This window comes from Heyndrickxia coagulans 36D1 (assembly GCF_000169195.2).
Taxonomy (GTDB): domain Bacteria; phylum Bacillota; class Bacilli; order Bacillales; family Bacillaceae_C; genus Weizmannia; species Weizmannia faecalis.
Window position 1 is genome coordinate 2,168,274 of the sequence record NC_016023.1, and the last position, 15,706, is coordinate 2,183,979.

A 15,706-nucleotide genomic window follows, 5' to 3' on the forward strand; every position below is an offset into this window, starting at 1 on the left:
TCCGTAACAGCTTATTTGTTATTTGAATCATTGGAAGGAGTTTCAAATGGCTTTCCTTCAGGGTTATACGTTAAATTGAAAACAAGATCCGACAGCCATTTCTTAAACGAAGGATTATCATTAAACTGCTTAAATAACTCCATATTATCCGCCATTATACTAAATATAACAGACTGAAGGGCACGTTCACTTTCCATACGCGCATTTTGCTTGTCTGAATTTTTCATTGCGTTAATATAGCGCTCGTCTTTTGTAACCATTCCTGGTATTTCTAGAATTTGGCGGCGAACATTATCAGCATCGTTCCAGTCTATATTGCCGAACAAGTCATTAAATGATGAAAGAATGCTAGAAAGCAAATCCATTTCTGGCTCCACTATGCCGCCTACACGACCAGCAGGTACAGGGCCAATCTCAGCGTCAGCATCATCTAATACAAGAGACATAGAATCACGAGCTTCGACTCGGTAACTATCTAAATCAATTGAATCTAGTATTCCTTGAGACAAATCATCTTCTTTGGGAGAAGGAAGTTTAGGTATTAATAAATTTAAAAATATTGATAGCTTTTCCCATTCTGCATTACCGTAAGGAAGAATAGCTCCAAGAAAGCCGTATGTTCGAACAAATGCTTTTGCTGCACTTTTGAATTCAATTTTCCCTTCGTCATCAAGCTCTTTGTAAATAGCAGTACATGCATCGAGGATAGGATCTAACCTATCGCGATCTGCACCATTTAAGTAAAGTTCAACAAGCGAATCAACATGCCCATTTTCGTATACTTGATGGGCTTCCATAATTGCTATGAGATCATAAAGCTTGTTCGGATCAGTTTCATTAGACAGAATAGTTGTCCGATAATATTTTGAGAATGCTGCTTCAATGGTCTCTGTTTTATTTGCAAAATCAAGTACAAAAGTATCATGTTTCTGCGGATGAGAGCGGTTCAGCCGAGATAGAGTCTGAACAGCCTTTATATCAGATAGCATTTTATCAACGTACATTGTATGGAGTAGTGGTTCATCATAACCCGTTTGGAACATATCAGCCACTATAAGAAATCGATATGGATCCTTACGGAACACCTTCTCAATTGTATTATCTGGGAAGCCATTAATTGCTGCAGAGGTTAAAGTTTTACCACCATATTCTTTTTCCCCGGAAAAAGCAATAATAGCTTTATAAGGACTACGCCTGTCAGCAAGGCATTTATTAATTGCGTAATAGTATTCGATACAGCGCTCTATACTACTCGTAACCACCATAGCTCGTGCTTTTCCTCCGATTTTCCCTTTTGAAATAACCTGATCATGAAAGTGGTTCACCATGATTTCTGCTTTTTGTGATATGGCAAACTTATTACTTTCTACAAATTGACGGAGTTTCTTTTGTGCTTTTTTCTTGTCAAATAAAGGATCATCTTCAATGGTTTTAGCAAGCCTGTAATAACTGTCTACAGGGGTATAGTATTTAAGTACATCTAAAATAAAACCTTCTTGAATTGCTTGCTTCATTGTATATACATGGAACGGACGATGTTTAATTTCATCTCCGTCTTGGTATGGGATACCAAACATTTCAAGGGTTTTGTTTTTAGGAGTAGCGGTAAATGCAAAATAGCTGGCGTTCTTCAGCATTTTGCGCCCTTCCATAAGACGGTTGATTTTATCTTCAAAATCTTCCTCTTCTCCAGTAACTTCACCTGATAATACAATATTCATCTTAGCCGACATGTTACCGCTTTGTGATGAATGGGCCTCGTCAATAATTATGGCGAAAGAGCGCCCTTTGTGTTCTGAGCCAATGCTATCAAGAATAATAGGGAACTTATGTACAGTAGTTATTATAATCTTCTTACCGCCATTGATTGCTTTCCTTAAATCATCAGAGTGTTCTGCCCATGCTACTGTGCTAGAAACCTGCATAAACTGTTTTATCGTATCCCGAATTTGTTTATCAAGTATTACACGGTCTGTAACAACTACCACAGAGTCAATGATGGCTTTGCCATTCTTTTCGAGGAGGTGAGTCGATGAAAAAGATAACAAAAATAGATGGGAATAAGGGTACATCAATTATCAAGCCCAAATTACGAGTAGCTGCTTACTGTCGTGTTTCTACGGACAGTGATGAACAGTTAGTGAGCCTAGAAGCACAAAAATCCCATTATGAGACTTACATAAAGGCAAACCCAGAATGGGAATATGTTGGCTTGTATTATGATGAGGGGATCAGTGGGACCAAAAAAGAAAACCGGTCAGAACTTCTTAGAATGCTATCAGATTGTGAAAACAAGAAGATTGACTTAATTATTACAAAGTCCATTAGTAGGTTTGCAAGAAACACTACGGATTGTTTGGAGATGGTTCGTAAACTGTTGGACCTTGGGATTTATATCTATTTCGAGAAGGAAAATATCAATACCCAATCAATGGAAAGTGAGTTGATGCTTTCTATATTAAGCGGGCTTGCAGAAAGTGAGTCAATCTCCATTTCGGAAAATAACAAGTGGGCAATTCAAAGGAGATTTCAGAACGGAACTTTTAAGATTTCTTACCCACCATATGGCTATGACAACATTGATGGACAAATGGTGGTAAACCCTGAGCAAGTAGAAATTGTGAAGTATATTTTCGCAGAAGTACTATCAGGCAAGGGTACACAGAAAATAGCAGATGATCTTAATCAAAAGGGTATCCCCTCCAAAAGAGGTGGTCGTTGGACCGCTACAACAATTCGAGGAATTCTAAAAAAATGAGAAATATACCGGGGATGTTATACTGCAAAAAACCTATACAGATTCCCGTTTTAATAAGCGCACCAATTATGGTGAGAAAAACAGATATTTAATAGAAAATCACCATGAGGCAATTATCAGCCATGAAGTGTTTGAAGCAGTAGAGGCTGCCTTAAATCAAAGGGCAAAAGAAAAGGGAATAGAAAAGCGTAATGATAAGTACCAAAATCGGTATTCTTTCTCCGGAAAAATTATTTGCTCGGAATGTGGTAGCACCTTTAAAAGACGAATTCATTCGTCCGGCACAAGAAAATATGTAGCCTGGTGTTGCAGTAAACACTTAAAGCAGATAACAGAATGTTCCATGCAGTTTATTCGAGATGAGGATATAAAGACGGCCTTTGTTACTATGATTAACAAGCTGATTTTCGGTAGAAAACTTATTCTACAACCACTATTAGATGCTTTGCGTGGAATGAGCAACTCTGATAACCTTTCAAGAATTCAGGAATTAGAGAAGCAAATTGAAAAAAATGCAGAACAGAGAGAACTGCTTGTAAAGCTTATGGCAAAGGGTTATCTAGAACCTGCCCTTTTTAACAGAGAAAACAATGAACTGAAAATGGAAGCAGATAATTATATGGGGCAAAAAGAAGCTTTAATTCATGCTTTAAATGGAGAATTATCAAAGGTGCAGGAAGTCAGTAACTTAATAAAGTTTACGAATAAGGCTGAAATGATAAATACCTTTAACGAGCAAATTTTCAATGATCATATTGAAAAAATTATCGTTTACTCAAGGGTAGAGATAGGTTTCGTTCTGAAATGTGGAATCACACTAAGGGAAAGGATGTGAGAAAATGGCGCACACGCCCTATGGCTATAGGATAGAGAATGGAATAGCAGTTATCGATGAAGAAAAAGCTGAAAAAGTAAGGAATTTGTATAAGGGCTACTTATCAGGCCTTTCCTTAACGGTCGCTGCAAAGACTGCTGGAATAGATGCTTATCATGGAACTGCTGGAAGGATGCTAAGAAATGAGCGTTATCTTGGTGATGATTATTACCCTGCCATCATTGATAAAGAAACCTACGAAAAAGCAGAAGCAGAGAGGGTAAAGAGAGCGAAAAAGCTAGGCAGAATCTTTGAACCCAAGAAAGAAGATGAACCTACTATTTTTAAGAAGTTTACCATAGGACAAGTAATTCAGAAGTATACAAATCCTTTTACACAAGCGGAATTTGTATATAGCTTAATAGAAAGTGAGGGACAGCAAGATGGCAGTTAATAAAAATGTAATGATTATACCTGCAATTAAACGTGTAGGCAACAGCCGAAAAGAAGATGATACACCAAAACTTCGGGTCGCTGCTTATTGCCGAGTTTCTACAGATAGTGATGAGCAGGCTAGTAGTTACGAAGTACAGATTGAACAATATACAGAGTTTATCAAGAAGAATTCAGAGTGGGAATTTGCAGGGATCTTTGCTGATGATGGTATCAGCGGCACAAATACAAAAAATCGCGACGAATTTAATCGAATGATTGATGAGTGCATGGCTGGGAAAATTGATATGGTTATTACCTCAAGTTTCGGACTTGAATAATGAGCATAATCCCTTGATACAAAAGGAATCGCCATGCTTTTATTATCATGCTGCTTCCGATTTTAGTAGTGGCTTTTGTAAAAAGCTCGGCAATTTGTTGATAAAGCAATCCAAAAAGTCCTGAATTTTTTCATCTGTAAGCAGAAAGCTTTCTGCCAATGTTTGACCTAAAGCTTCTATAATTGTCAAAAGTGCTTCAGCAAATTGGATATCATCTATTTCTTCACAATACATGTAAAATAATTGTCCGAGTGTTCGAGGATCCTCTTCCTCTCTAGCGCGTAAGGATAGCATCAAATACCTTAGAAATACAATGGTCGTATGAGCAAACATTGAGTCATAGCTCTGACATTGAAATTCTTTACCTAGTTTTAGATATGATTTTGTCACTTTAAAGAAGCATTCAATATCCCAACGTTTGCCATAGATACGCACAACGTCTTCATCTGTGTGATTCATATTGGTCGTAAGTAGAGCTAACCACTTTTTTGAGCGATTACGGTCACGCACAAAGACGATACGTGCTTGAATTTCTTGTCCGTATTCATCATTGTGTCCCAATCCGACGACAATAGATGCCAAAATTTTAGCACGTCCACGCTTTTTACGAACCATTTTATAGAGTTGGCTTAATCGATAGGACTGCCCTTCATAATGGTAGGAAACCCTTGGTAAATCTTTTAGCATACAGACTACATCAAGGGAATAATTCCTGACGATTTTAGCGATGGTACTTGGAAAGGCAAACCAGCTGTCAAATAGAACGGCCTTAGCCCCTAGCTTTTCGGGATCAACAGCATTCAGTAGGTTGAACATCGTTTCCGTAGTTTTTTGGATAGCTTCCTTACGGCGTTTGTAACCAACAGTCCGTTTATCGATGCTTGAATCCATTTCTTGAAAACGATTTTTAGCTTTGGGAGAACTTAAATGTGAAAAGGCAAGAGGTAGAAAGGTAGCCCCATCTGACCAGCCAAGGGTAAGCATGCGAAATCCTTTGAAATACACATGATGTGCATGATCCTTCGCCCGTGCAAGCAGCTCAACACATTTACTCCGGTTTCGATAAAAGGCAGAATCGTCAAAGATCAGTACACAATCACGTCTTTCAGACGTAAGGGGACGGATAAACTTTTCTATGAGATAGGTGGAAACCAGAACCAACAGTTTACGCCAATTGTAAGTAGGATTCTTTAATAGGTCATAGACAACATCCTTCCGGAAATCTTTCGGGATGCGATCTGATTTAAGTGCTCGTGAAAAACTCATTCCATGAAGAACGAGAGAGAAAACGAACCGGATTATAGAAAGAGCGGAGACCCCCTTTACCTTGTGAATATTGGACCGATGTAAGAATACGCCTAACTTCGCTTGTTTAAAAAATCGTGTAGTTTCCGAGTAAATGTTTTCTTTTTGGTTTAAATCTGGTAAAATGGTAGCCATAAAAGACATCCTTTCTTTGGTGGTTTGGTTACCTTAATTTTACCAAGAAATGGGTGTCTTTTTTACACTTTTTAATAAAAAAATCAGTTTCAGGCTTGATTTTATAAGGGATTATGTCACTTTTTTTACTCCGAAACTTGAGTTATTACCAAATCAATAAGCCGATTTGCTAGAAATACCTTGGACTGTCTACAATACATCAGGAAACTTAAAGATAAAAATGTAGCGGTATATTTTGAGAAAGAAAATATCAATACACTGGATGCCAAAGGTGAAATTATGCTTACCATTATGGCATCCTTAGCGCAACAAGAGAGCCAGTCATTAAGCCAGAATGTAAAGCTTGGCTATCAATACCGATACCAACAGGGAGAGGTAATGGTCAATTGTTCTAGGTTTTTAGGATATACCAAAGATGAAAATAAGCGATTAGTAATTGTGCCGGAGGAAGCTGAAATAGTTAAAAGGATTTACCGAGAGTATCTTGATGGCTCCAGTATGGATAAAATCAAAAAAGGACTTGAAGCTGATGGCATACTTACAGGTGCGGGGAAAAAAAGGTGGCATACCAGTACTATAAGGAAGATATTAAGCAATGAAAAATATATTGGTGATGCATTGCTCCAAAAAACTTATACGGTAGATTTTCTTACAAAAAAGAGGGTTGTAAATAACGGTATCGTACCTCAATATTATGTTGAGAATAGTCATGAAGCTATTATCCCGCGTGAAATTTTCATGCAGGTTCAAGAAGAGTTAGTTCGTAGAAGTAAAGGACATATAAGTACTAGTGGAAAGAAAAGAAACTTTAGTGCAAATCATGTATTTTCACAAATTATTTTCTGCGGAGAGTGTGGTGAAATATACCGTAGAGTTCATTGGAATAACAGAGGCAAAAAATCGATTGTTTGGAGATGCGTCAGTAGACTTGAGAATACAGGGTTAACTTGTCATTCCCGAACCGTGCTGGAGGATATGATAGGCCTTGCTACGGTGGATGCAATTAATAAACTAATAGGGCAAAAGGATGGCTTTTTAACTATCTTAAAGGAAAATATAGAAACAGTGATAAGTGAAACGGGCAATAATGTTGTTTCCGAGATAGATAAAAAGCTAGAGGAATTACAAAAAGACCTTTTGAGACTGGCCAATTCCAAAGAGGATTATAACGCATATTCCGCACGTAAATTTTTCCATTTTAAGATTTTTTTAAAGGAATTTTCTCCTTCTTTGTAGAATTGAATGATTATCTAAACTAGGGGAAGACGAGGAAATTTTTATGTCAGATCAAATTTTAACCTTACATGTGGGGCCGTCTCAACTTTTATCTAAACTGTGTGATGAAATAGAACTCGAAAAAACCATTAATGATTTAGTCAAATGGGATTCTGTCCGTTGTCATATCTCACCCGGAACAAGGATTAAAGCCCTTGTCTTAAACATTTTATGCAGTGGCAAGCCCCTTTATAAGGTTCATGAATTCTATCAAAACCTAGATTCTGAGATGCTTTTCGATACATCGGTTTCACCCGATCAATTAAATGATGATGCATTAGGAAGAGCATTAGATTACTTGTATGAAGCCGAAGCATGGAAAGTCTATTCCACCCTTGCATTAAAAACACTAAAAAAATTGAATCTTCCTATTGGTATACTGCATAACGATACAACCTCAATTTCTGTTTACGGCGAATATAAGCAACCGAAGGAAGATGGACTGCAAATTACGTACGGGTATAGTAAGGCCCATAGGCCTGACTTAAAACAAATCGTTCTGGGGATGGGGGTCACACCTGAACGAATTCCTATCCTTGCAAAAGTAGAAAATGGGAATACTTCGGATAAATCTTGGAATGTGGAATTCATTCAAAAGATGAGAAAAATCCTTTCCCATGAAGATTGGAAAAATCTCATTTATCAAGCCGATTCTGCATTAATCACAACGGAAAATCTAGCGGAAATTCAACAACAAAATTTATCGTTTATTTCCCGTTTACCTGATACATTCGGTTTAAGCACAGAACTAAAGAAAGAGGCATGGTTGCTCAATAACTGGGAAAGGGTAGGCTCACTTAGCAATAAAAAAGACGCAGCTATTTACCAAATTCAAGCTTTTGAAAGACAAATTCAAAACCTTCCTTACCGGTTTCTTGTTGTCCACTCAAACAATTTAGATCAACGAAAAGAGAAAACCCTAAATCGGGCGATCGAAAAGGAAGAAATACAATTAAAAAAAGAGATAGAAAAACTGAGTAAAGTTATCTTTCATTGTAAAGAGGACGCACTAGAAGCAATTCAATCTTTTAAGAAAAAACAAAAGGCTTCATATTTCTGTTATAAACTAAACGTCCAGATGAGTGATCAACCTATCAAACGAAAAAAGAGAGGAAGACCTAAAAAGGACGAACAGACAAAACGAGAACAAATCTATCAGATACAACTGGAATCGTTTGAAAAAGATCATGATTTTATCGAAAATAAGAAAAAAATGCTCAGCACTTTTGTTTTAATCACAAATAAATTAGACGAGGAGACACTATCCAATCAAGAAGTTTTGAGGGTTTATAAAGGACAGTCGGCCGCTGAGACCCGTTTCCGATTAATCAAAGATTCACAAATGATTGATGCCATTTACTTGAAAACCCCGGAAAGGGTTGAGGCCTTGGGTATTGTGTATGTGATGGCTTTATTAATCTATGGAATTTTAGAATATCGAGTTAGAAAAGAACTGAAAGAAAAGAACCTATCTCTAATCTTGAAAGGAAAAAGGAAACTCTATCAACCCACAGGCCAAGCATTGTTAGAGCAATTAGAAGATATTACCGTGATCCTTATAAATCAAAATCAACAAAAAATAAGGCTCTTACCCGATAATATTGATTCACAAGCCAAAAAAATCATTGAATTATGCGGGTATGATCTATCAATATACGCGTCAAAAAATGTCGAAAACCAAGGCAAATAACACACAACAGGAGGAATTCATGAAAAGAATGTCGAATTGAAAAGAACTTTATCGAAAATTCCTCAAAAATAAGAAGATATCATCCCACTAAAATGTTTAAATATAGTTCATTCAAAAATTAAAATGAATTTTATTTAAGACGTGCGAAATGTGGGTTATAACGATATAGCCGATGAGATTTACAGACTCAGAGAGGAAAGGCATAAGGCTTTAGCAGAAGAAGCCGGCAAAAAAGGCTCCAAGCAAAGGCTAGAAGATATGGAAAAATTCCTTAATGAACAATCCACCCTCCTCGAGGAGTATGATGAGCAACTAGTAAGGAGACTTATAGAGAAAATAACGGTCTATGATGATAAACTAACTATTGAATTTAAATCTGGTGTAGAAATTGATATAGAAAAATAAAACGAATTTGACCGCCGATTGAGGTGCAGTGGCATCTTAGTCGGCGCTTTTTGTCGTTAACTTATTATAAAACCATATTGACAACTATCGATATGCCTGATATTCTTATTATAAGATATCGAGAACATTCGATGTCATTGATACATATGAATATATAGGAGGTAATTTCATGAAACATTCATATGCAGATTATGTTCCTGCAATTAAGGCTATGTCAGATGAAACACGGTTAAAGATTATTGATATGCTATCGTGTGGAGAAATGTGCGCATGCGATATATTAGAAGAATTCAGTATTTCTCAATCCACTCTTAGTTATCATATGAAGATATTATCTGAAAGTGGTCTTGTAAATGCAGTACGTGATGGGGCATGGATGAGATATACATTAAACAAGAAAAAAACGGATGAGGTAATAGCTTTCTTTACATGCATAACAAATGACAAAGAAGATTGTATTTGTAAAAAGAGCAAAAATAAAAAATCTGATAATCAATGTTGTTAAGGAGGATTTAGTAATGAAAAATATTGAGATTTTTGACCCAGCAATGTGTTGCTCAACAGGAGTTTGTGGTCCATCTATTGATCCGGAGCTGTTAAGAGTAGCAACTGTAATTAATTCGCTTAAAGAAAAAGGGATTATTATAAAAAGGCATGGTTTGTCTAGTGAACCCCAGGATTTTATCTCCAATAAAGTTATAAGTGAAATTCTACAAAAGGAAGGAGCAGATATTCTTCCTGTAACACTGGCAGATGGTGAAATTGTAAAAACCAAAAGCTACCCAACAAACGAAGAGTTTTCAGAATGGTTAGGGGTGGAAATAAGCACAAAACCTCAAAAGAAGAGTGGCTGCTGCGGACCAAAGGGGTGCTGTTAAGATGTTAAAGAATAATTATGAGCCATTTAGTTTAGATGGGATGAATCTGACTAAGTATATGTTTTTCACAGGAAAGGGTGGTGTAGGTAAAACTTCAACCGCTTGTGCTGTGGCAGTAAATTTAGCTGATAATGGAAAAAGTGTTCTCCTTATAAGCACTGATCCTGCATCCAATTTACAGGATGTTTTTAATACTGAGCTTGATGGCAAAGGTGTGCCGATTGATGGAGTGCCGGGTTTAGTTGTGGCGAATCTTGACCCAGAGGAAGCTGCCAGAGAGTATAGGGAATCGGTTATTGCTCCATATAGGGGGAAGTTGCCGGATAGTGTAATTGTAAATATGGAGGAACAACTCTCAGGTTCATGTACAGTTGAAATTGCCGCTTTTGACCAGTTTTCGAACTTCATCACTGATAAATCCACAGAGAATAAATACGATTATATTATTTTTGATACTGCTCCGACAGGGCACACACTTCGTATGCTGCAATTACCATCAGCGTGGAGTAATTTTATCAGTGAAAGTACACATGGGGCGTCATGTTTAGGTCAGCTCGCTGGACTTCAAGATAAAAAGGATATGTATAAGAATGCGGTTGAAAACCTTGCAGATAAAGATAAAACAACTTTGATATTGGTATCAAGGCCGGAGGAAACTCCTTTGATTGAAGCTGAACGTTCAAGCCATGAGCTTAGTGAGCTAGGGATAAACAATCAGGTTTTAATTATCAATGGTATACTGAGTGAAGCAACTGACGATGTTTCGATTAAAATGTTAGATAAGCAGCAAAAGGCTTTGGAAAATATGCCACAGGGTTTAAAAAAGTTTAAGATTTTCACTATACCACTTCGTTCCTATAACGTTGTAGGTATTGATAATATTAGAACATTTTTATATAGTGACGAATACACAAAAAATAGTATTTATAGCAAATCCTTAAATTTAAGACACCTAGATGTTCTGATTGAAGATATTTATAGGGCAGGTAAAAAAGTGATATTTACAATGGGCAAAGGCGGTGTTGGAAAAACAACTATTGCTGCAACCATTGCTGTGGCTCTTGCTAGAAAGGGTGTTAAGGTACATTTAACATCTACAGACCCAGCTAATCATCTCAAATATGTGGTTGAAGATACTGAAAATATTAAGCTAAGTAAAATAGATGAAAAGCAGGAACTATTGCGATATCAAAATGAGGTATTAAGTAAGGCTCGTGAAACAATGAGCGAAGATGATGTTGCTTATGTTGAAGAGGATTTACGCTCTCCATGCACACAGGAGATTGCAGTATTTAGAGCATTTGCTGAGATTGTTGACAAGGCTGAAAACGAAGTTGTAATAATTGATACTGCACCAACGGGTCACACGCTTCTGTTGCTTGATTCTACACAGAGTTATCATAATGAGGTTCAGAGAACAAAAGGTGAAACGCCAATATCTGTTCAAAGATTACTTCCAAGACTTCGGGATGAGAAACAAACAGAGGTTATTATTGTTACATTACCTGAAGCAACACCGGTATTTGAAGCTCAGAGACTGGGTGATGACCTGAATAGAGCGGGAATTAATAACAAATGGTGGGTGGTTAATCAGTGCCTTTCATTGACGAATACTAAAAATAGTATGTTAATAGCTCGCGCTGATGCTGAAAAGCAATGGCTGGAAAAAGTTAAGCAAATAAGTTCTGATAACTTTGTTGCAATCCCCTGGTTTCAGGATGCATCAATTGAAAATATAGTGAACTTTTCTGGAGGTAGTAAAAGTGATGAATAAAAGTGATGCTGGCTGTTGCTCTTGTGGCAGTGGCTGCTGCGGACAAGAACAGAAAAAAAAGGCAGATTATAATAGATTTTCTTTATCTTGATCTGAGTGTATGTAAGAGGTGTCAAGGAACTGAAACTAATCTTGAGGATGCAGTTAATGAAGTATCAACGGTATTAAGAGCGGCAGGGTTTGATATAGTATTGAATAAGATTAATATAAATTCAAGGGAGTTAGCCATTGAACACCATTTTTTAAGTTCTCCAACCATTCGTGTAAATGGCAGGGATATTGCTCTTGAGGTTAAGGAATCTTCCTGCAAGGAATGTGGAGATCTATGTGGCGACTCTGTGGATTGCAGAGTTTGGGTGCAGGATGGTATAGAGTATACGGAACCACCAAAATCCATGATTATTAACGCAATTTTGAAAGAAGTTTATGATGGCCATAGTTCAATCCCCTTGACAAATGAGAAATATGAAATCCCACAAAACTTAATTACATTTTTTGATAGCTTGGAAAGAAAGTAGGATTGATTTAACATGAGTAAGGAACAAAATAGTGGAATTGGATTTTTTGAAAAGTACTTAACCGTATGGGTTATTTTATGTATGTTTGCAGGGGTATTGATTGGAAAGTTTTTACCTGGAATACCAGCGTTTTTAGGACGTTTTGAATATGCAAATGTATCAATACCAATGGCGATTTTAATCTGGCTTATGATATATCCAATGATGCTAAAAGTAGATTTTCAAAGTATTAGAAATGTAGGCAAAAATCCCAAGGGACTTTTTGTTACATGGATAACCAACTGGTTGATAAAGCCATTTACTATGTTCGGCATTGCATGGCTGTTTTTCTTTGTAATTTTTAAATCTCTAATTCCGGCAGAATTGGCACAAGACTATCTTGCGGGAGCAATACTTCTTGGAGCAGCACCGTGTACAGCGATGGTATTTGTATGGAGTTATTTGACCAAAGGCAACGCAGCTTATACCGTCGTGCAAGTGGCAACAAATGATCTTATAATTCTCATAGCTTTCACGCCTATAGTTGCGTTTCTTCTAGGTGTGGGCGGCGTAACCATACCCTGGGACACTCTTATTTTATCTGTAGTATTGTTTGTTGTTATCCCGCTAGCTGGTGGCATAATTACCCGTAATTACATCACAAAAAGGCGAGGACTCGATTACTTTGAGAATAGCTTTATACCGAAGTTTGGGAATGTCACCACCATAGGTCTATTGCTAACATTAATAATAATCTTTTCATTCCAGGGCGATGTAATTCTGAATAATCCACTGCATATTGTTTTAATTGCTATACCATTAATTATTCAGACTTTCCTAATCTTTTTCATTGCATATCTAGCAAGCAAGGCTATAAAACTTCCTCATGAGATAGCAGCGCCTGCTGGCATGATTGGCGCCTCTAACTTTTTTGAACTGGCAGTTGCCGTTGCGATTGCATTGTTTGGAACTCAAAGCCCAGCTGCACTTGCTACCATTGTAGGAGTTCTAACAGAAGTGCCTGTTATGTTGATATTAGTAAAGATAGCGAATAATACAAGACACTGGTTTCCAGAAAAATCAAGAAAGTAGGTATGGCCAATGAGTAATAAACTAAAGGTTGCATTTATATGTGTTCATAATTCATGTCGAAGCCAAATAGCCGAGGCACTTGGTAAGCACTTTGCAGGAGATATATTTGAAAGCTACTCTGCTGGCACAGAAACAAAACCTCAAATTAACCAGGATGCTGTGCGTCTAATGAAAGAGCTTTATGATATAGATATGGAGAAAACTCAACATTCAAAGTTGCTTGATGAAATACCTCCAGTAGATATTGTTATTACAATGGGGTGTAATGTGGAATGCCCTTACCTTCCATGTAAACACAGGGAAGATTGGGGGTTGGATGATCCTACAGGTAAGAGTGATGAGGAATTTAAAAAAGTAATATCAACTATAGAAACAAAAATAAAAGAGTTAAAAGCAAAACTAAAGTCATAATAATTATAACGCCAATTACAAATCTAGTAGTTGGCGTTATAATTATATATGTCGATATGTTCCCGCCTACCGATAGTGCAAAAAGTGGAGATGACGTGTTTCCGACTACCGATAATGTAAAAGACATCAAACCACCCCGCTCGTTGCACGTGGAGTGTGTGGTATCGATGTCAAGGGTCAGAAATAGGACTATTCACTTAAGGCCATAACAGATGTGAAAGATGTTAAAAGCCAATACGGATTCCTTTTCTGGGTTAATTTGATAAAAATCATTTATGAAACCGGAGGCGCATATGTATGAAATGGTCTGAAGTTCGTGAACATTTTCCAGAACGTTGTGTCTTAGTGGAAGCATTAAAATCCGAAACAAGAGGAAAAGAAAGAATCATCGAGGAAATGTCAGTCATTGATGACTTTGAAAACGGCAATGCAGCATGGAAAGTGTATAAAAAACTACATGTGGAAAATAAAAACCGGGAGTTATACATTTTTCACACGAATAATGAAGAAATAAAGGTAATTGAGCAGCCATATCTAGGAGTGCGAAGAAAAGTATGAAATTTCATATGGTTGATCACTTGCCTTTAGTAGATGTGCCCCAAAAATAAAGTCCTGATCTTTTAAAGTCACACCATCCCTTTCCAAGTGTTTAGAATTTTTTTGAAAAAGTTATGAAAAAGCCAAGGAGAATAACCTCATGGACCGTATAGCAGCTAAAGAAATGTTAATGGATAAATTGACCTTTGATAATAATCATTCTTTTGACGTGATATGGTCTGAGGGGGGCTATCTACAACATGGTTTTGAAAAGGAGCTGTCCCTGTGGAGAATATATTTGAAGGATAAGGGATACATGGCTGTTTCTGAAATCTTATGGCTAGCCGATACAAGGCCAGAGGAATTCTCGCAGTACTAGGTTAATGTATATCCGGAGAATTAGCTATCGGATTATTACAGCCATGTATTTTATATAGCAAAGAAGATAAAACTGAAACCTCAACAATAAACAGTAAAGGAGTGCGATATAATGCTATCTGAAAATAACTCCTCACATAGGAGTGATGAAGAACTTCAGAAGCTCACGTTGGGCAAGCTGAAACCTCATAACTCATACATTACTCTCGTCGAATACGATCCGAACTGGCCTAAACTGTTTGAGCAGGAAGCTGATCGGATTCGTTCCATACTCGGCAACAAAACGCTGCAGATTGAACATGTTGGCTCGACCTCGGTGCCGGGGTTGTGTGCTAAGCCAATTATCGACATGCTACTGGTTGTTGAGGACTATGCTGACGAGCCTTCCTATGTTCCGGTATTGGAATCAGCTGGCTATACATTGCGGATTCGGGAACCTCAGTGGTTCGAACACCGCATGTTCAAAGGACCCGATACGGATATCAACCTGCATGTGTTCAGTTCAGGCACACCTGAGATTGATAGAATGTTACGCTTTCGAGATTGGTTACGGTCTAATGAGAGTGACCGGGAGAAATATGCGCAAGTCAAGCGAAGCTTGGCGAAGAATAAGTGGCGGCATGTCCAGCACTATGCGGATGCCAAAACGTCAATAGTCCAGGAAATCATGGAACGAGCGAATGCTAATATTTAGTATCAGAATATTATGATCATACGCAATAATACGAGTCTACTAAACTATGCACAGATAATCGGATGGAAAAATGAATCCTTTGATAATATCGATGGTGAAAGGAGGCTGTGTCTTAGTAGAAGCGTTAAAATCCATAACAAGAGGAAAAGAAAGAATCATCGAGGAAATATCAGTCATTGATCACTTTGAAAACGGCAATGCAGCATGTATAAAATACTGCATGTGGAAAATCAAAACCGGGAGTTATACATTTTTAACACGAATAATGAAGAAATAAAGCCATATCTAGG

Annotated in this window: 18 protein-coding genes and 1 pseudogene; 17 read left to right on the top strand and 2 right to left on the bottom strand. The window is 37.3% G+C overall.

Going from position 1 to position 15,706, the window contains the following annotated elements:
• Positions 1–11: 11 nt before the first annotated feature.
• Positions 12–2,072, bottom strand: coding sequence for a type I restriction enzyme subunit R domain-containing protein (locus BCOA_RS27360; protein ID WP_258435303.1), 2,061 nt, complete (start codon positions 2,070–2,072; stop codon positions 12–14).
• Here BCOA_RS27360 and BCOA_RS35745 point away from each other — a divergent pair.
• The 5 genes and pseudogenes from BCOA_RS35745 to BCOA_RS27375 all read left to right on the top strand — a co-directional run bounded on the left by BCOA_RS35745 (position 2,033) and on the right by BCOA_RS27375 (position 4,345).
• Entirely contained in the window at positions 2,033–2,758 is a 726-nt protein-coding gene (locus BCOA_RS35745) for a recombinase family protein (RefSeq protein ID WP_258434576.1), read from the top strand. The two genes, BCOA_RS27360 and BCOA_RS35745, sit on opposite strands and share 40 nt — an antisense overlap.
• A gap of 22 nt (positions 2,759–2,780) precedes the next feature.
• Positions 2,781–2,861 (top strand): annotated as a pseudogene (locus tag BCOA_RS35750) (hypothetical protein); the annotation flags it as partial.
• Positions 2,862–2,885: 24 nt separating this feature from the next.
• On the top strand, positions 2,886–3,593 hold the full coding sequence (locus BCOA_RS35755; RefSeq protein ID WP_258434577.1) for a zinc ribbon domain-containing protein: 708 nt from the start codon (positions 2,886–2,888) through the stop codon (positions 3,591–3,593).
• Between the two features lie 4 nt (positions 3,594–3,597).
• Positions 3,598–4,026: a recombinase family protein gene (locus tag BCOA_RS27370; protein ID WP_014097250.1), complete on the top strand. Its 429-nt coding sequence runs from the start codon at positions 3,598–3,600 to the stop codon at positions 4,024–4,026.
• The gene (locus BCOA_RS27375; RefSeq protein ID WP_014097251.1) at positions 4,016–4,345 is read left to right on the top strand and encodes a recombinase family protein; all 330 of its coding nucleotides are present in this window, start codon (positions 4,016–4,018) and stop codon (positions 4,343–4,345) included. Before BCOA_RS27370 ends, BCOA_RS27375 begins: the two co-directional genes overlap by 11 nt.
• Before the next feature lie 45 nt (positions 4,346–4,390).
• Here BCOA_RS27375 and BCOA_RS27380 read toward each other — a convergent pair whose 3' ends face one another.
• Positions 4,391–5,785, bottom strand: a complete 1,395-nt coding sequence (locus BCOA_RS27380; protein ID WP_014097252.1) for an IS4 family transposase — start codon at positions 5,783–5,785, stop codon at positions 4,391–4,393.
• Positions 5,786–5,965: 180 nt separating this feature from the next.
• On the opposite strand from BCOA_RS27380, the gene BCOA_RS27385 reads away from it, so the two are divergent.
• The 12 genes from BCOA_RS27385 (at position 5,966) to BCOA_RS27440 (ending at position 15,416) form a co-directional block, all read left to right on the top strand.
• Positions 5,966–7,021, top strand: a complete 1,056-nt coding sequence (locus BCOA_RS27385) for a recombinase family protein (protein ID WP_014097253.1) — start codon at positions 5,966–5,968, stop codon at positions 7,019–7,021.
• Positions 7,022–7,064: 43 nt separating this feature from the next.
• A complete protein-coding gene (locus tag BCOA_RS27390; RefSeq protein WP_014097254.1) occupies positions 7,065–8,750 on the top strand; it encodes an IS1634 family transposase in 1,686 nt (561 codons plus the stop codon).
• Between the two features lie 150 nt (positions 8,751–8,900).
• Positions 8,901–9,155: a hypothetical protein gene (locus BCOA_RS27395; protein WP_041818057.1), complete on the top strand. Its 255-nt coding sequence runs from the start codon at positions 8,901–8,903 to the stop codon at positions 9,153–9,155.
• Positions 9,156–9,324: 169 nt separating this feature from the next.
• Positions 9,325–9,660, top strand: coding sequence for an ArsR/SmtB family transcription factor (locus BCOA_RS27400; protein ID WP_014097256.1), 336 nt, complete (start codon positions 9,325–9,327; stop codon positions 9,658–9,660).
• 13 nt (positions 9,661–9,673) lie between these two features.
• Positions 9,674–10,033 carry an arsenite efflux transporter metallochaperone ArsD gene (gene arsD / locus BCOA_RS27405; RefSeq protein WP_014097257.1) on the top strand — a complete coding sequence of 120 codons (360 nt, stop codon included), beginning with the start codon at positions 9,674–9,676 and terminating at the stop codon, positions 10,031–10,033.
• Between the two features lies 1 nt (position 10,034).
• Positions 10,035–11,807, top strand: coding sequence for an arsenical pump-driving ATPase (gene arsA, locus BCOA_RS27410; protein ID WP_014097258.1), 1,773 nt, complete (start codon positions 10,035–10,037; stop codon positions 11,805–11,807).
• A gap of 5 nt (positions 11,808–11,812) precedes the next feature.
• Entirely contained in the window at positions 11,813–12,325 is a 513-nt protein-coding gene (locus BCOA_RS27415; RefSeq protein WP_014097259.1) for a DUF2703 domain-containing protein, read from the top strand.
• Between the two features lie 12 nt (positions 12,326–12,337).
• Positions 12,338–13,396, top strand: a complete 1,059-nt coding sequence (gene arsB, locus BCOA_RS27420) for an ACR3 family arsenite efflux transporter (protein WP_014097260.1) — start codon at positions 12,338–12,340, stop codon at positions 13,394–13,396.
• A gap of 9 nt (positions 13,397–13,405) precedes the next feature.
• Entirely contained in the window at positions 13,406–13,807 is a 402-nt protein-coding gene (locus BCOA_RS27425) for an arsenate reductase ArsC (RefSeq protein WP_014097261.1), read from the top strand.
• Between the two features lie 297 nt (positions 13,808–14,104).
• Positions 14,105–14,365, top strand: coding sequence for a hypothetical protein (locus tag BCOA_RS27430; RefSeq protein ID WP_014097262.1), 261 nt, complete (start codon positions 14,105–14,107; stop codon positions 14,363–14,365).
• A 139-nt stretch (positions 14,366–14,504) separates the two neighbouring features.
• The gene (locus tag BCOA_RS27435) at positions 14,505–14,723 is read left to right on the top strand and encodes a hypothetical protein (RefSeq protein WP_014097263.1); all 219 of its coding nucleotides are present in this window, start codon (positions 14,505–14,507) and stop codon (positions 14,721–14,723) included.
• 111 nt (positions 14,724–14,834) lie between these two features.
• Entirely contained in the window at positions 14,835–15,416 is a 582-nt protein-coding gene (locus tag BCOA_RS27440; protein WP_014097264.1) for a GrpB family protein, read from the top strand.
• The last annotated feature ends 290 nt before the right edge of the window (positions 15,417–15,706 follow it).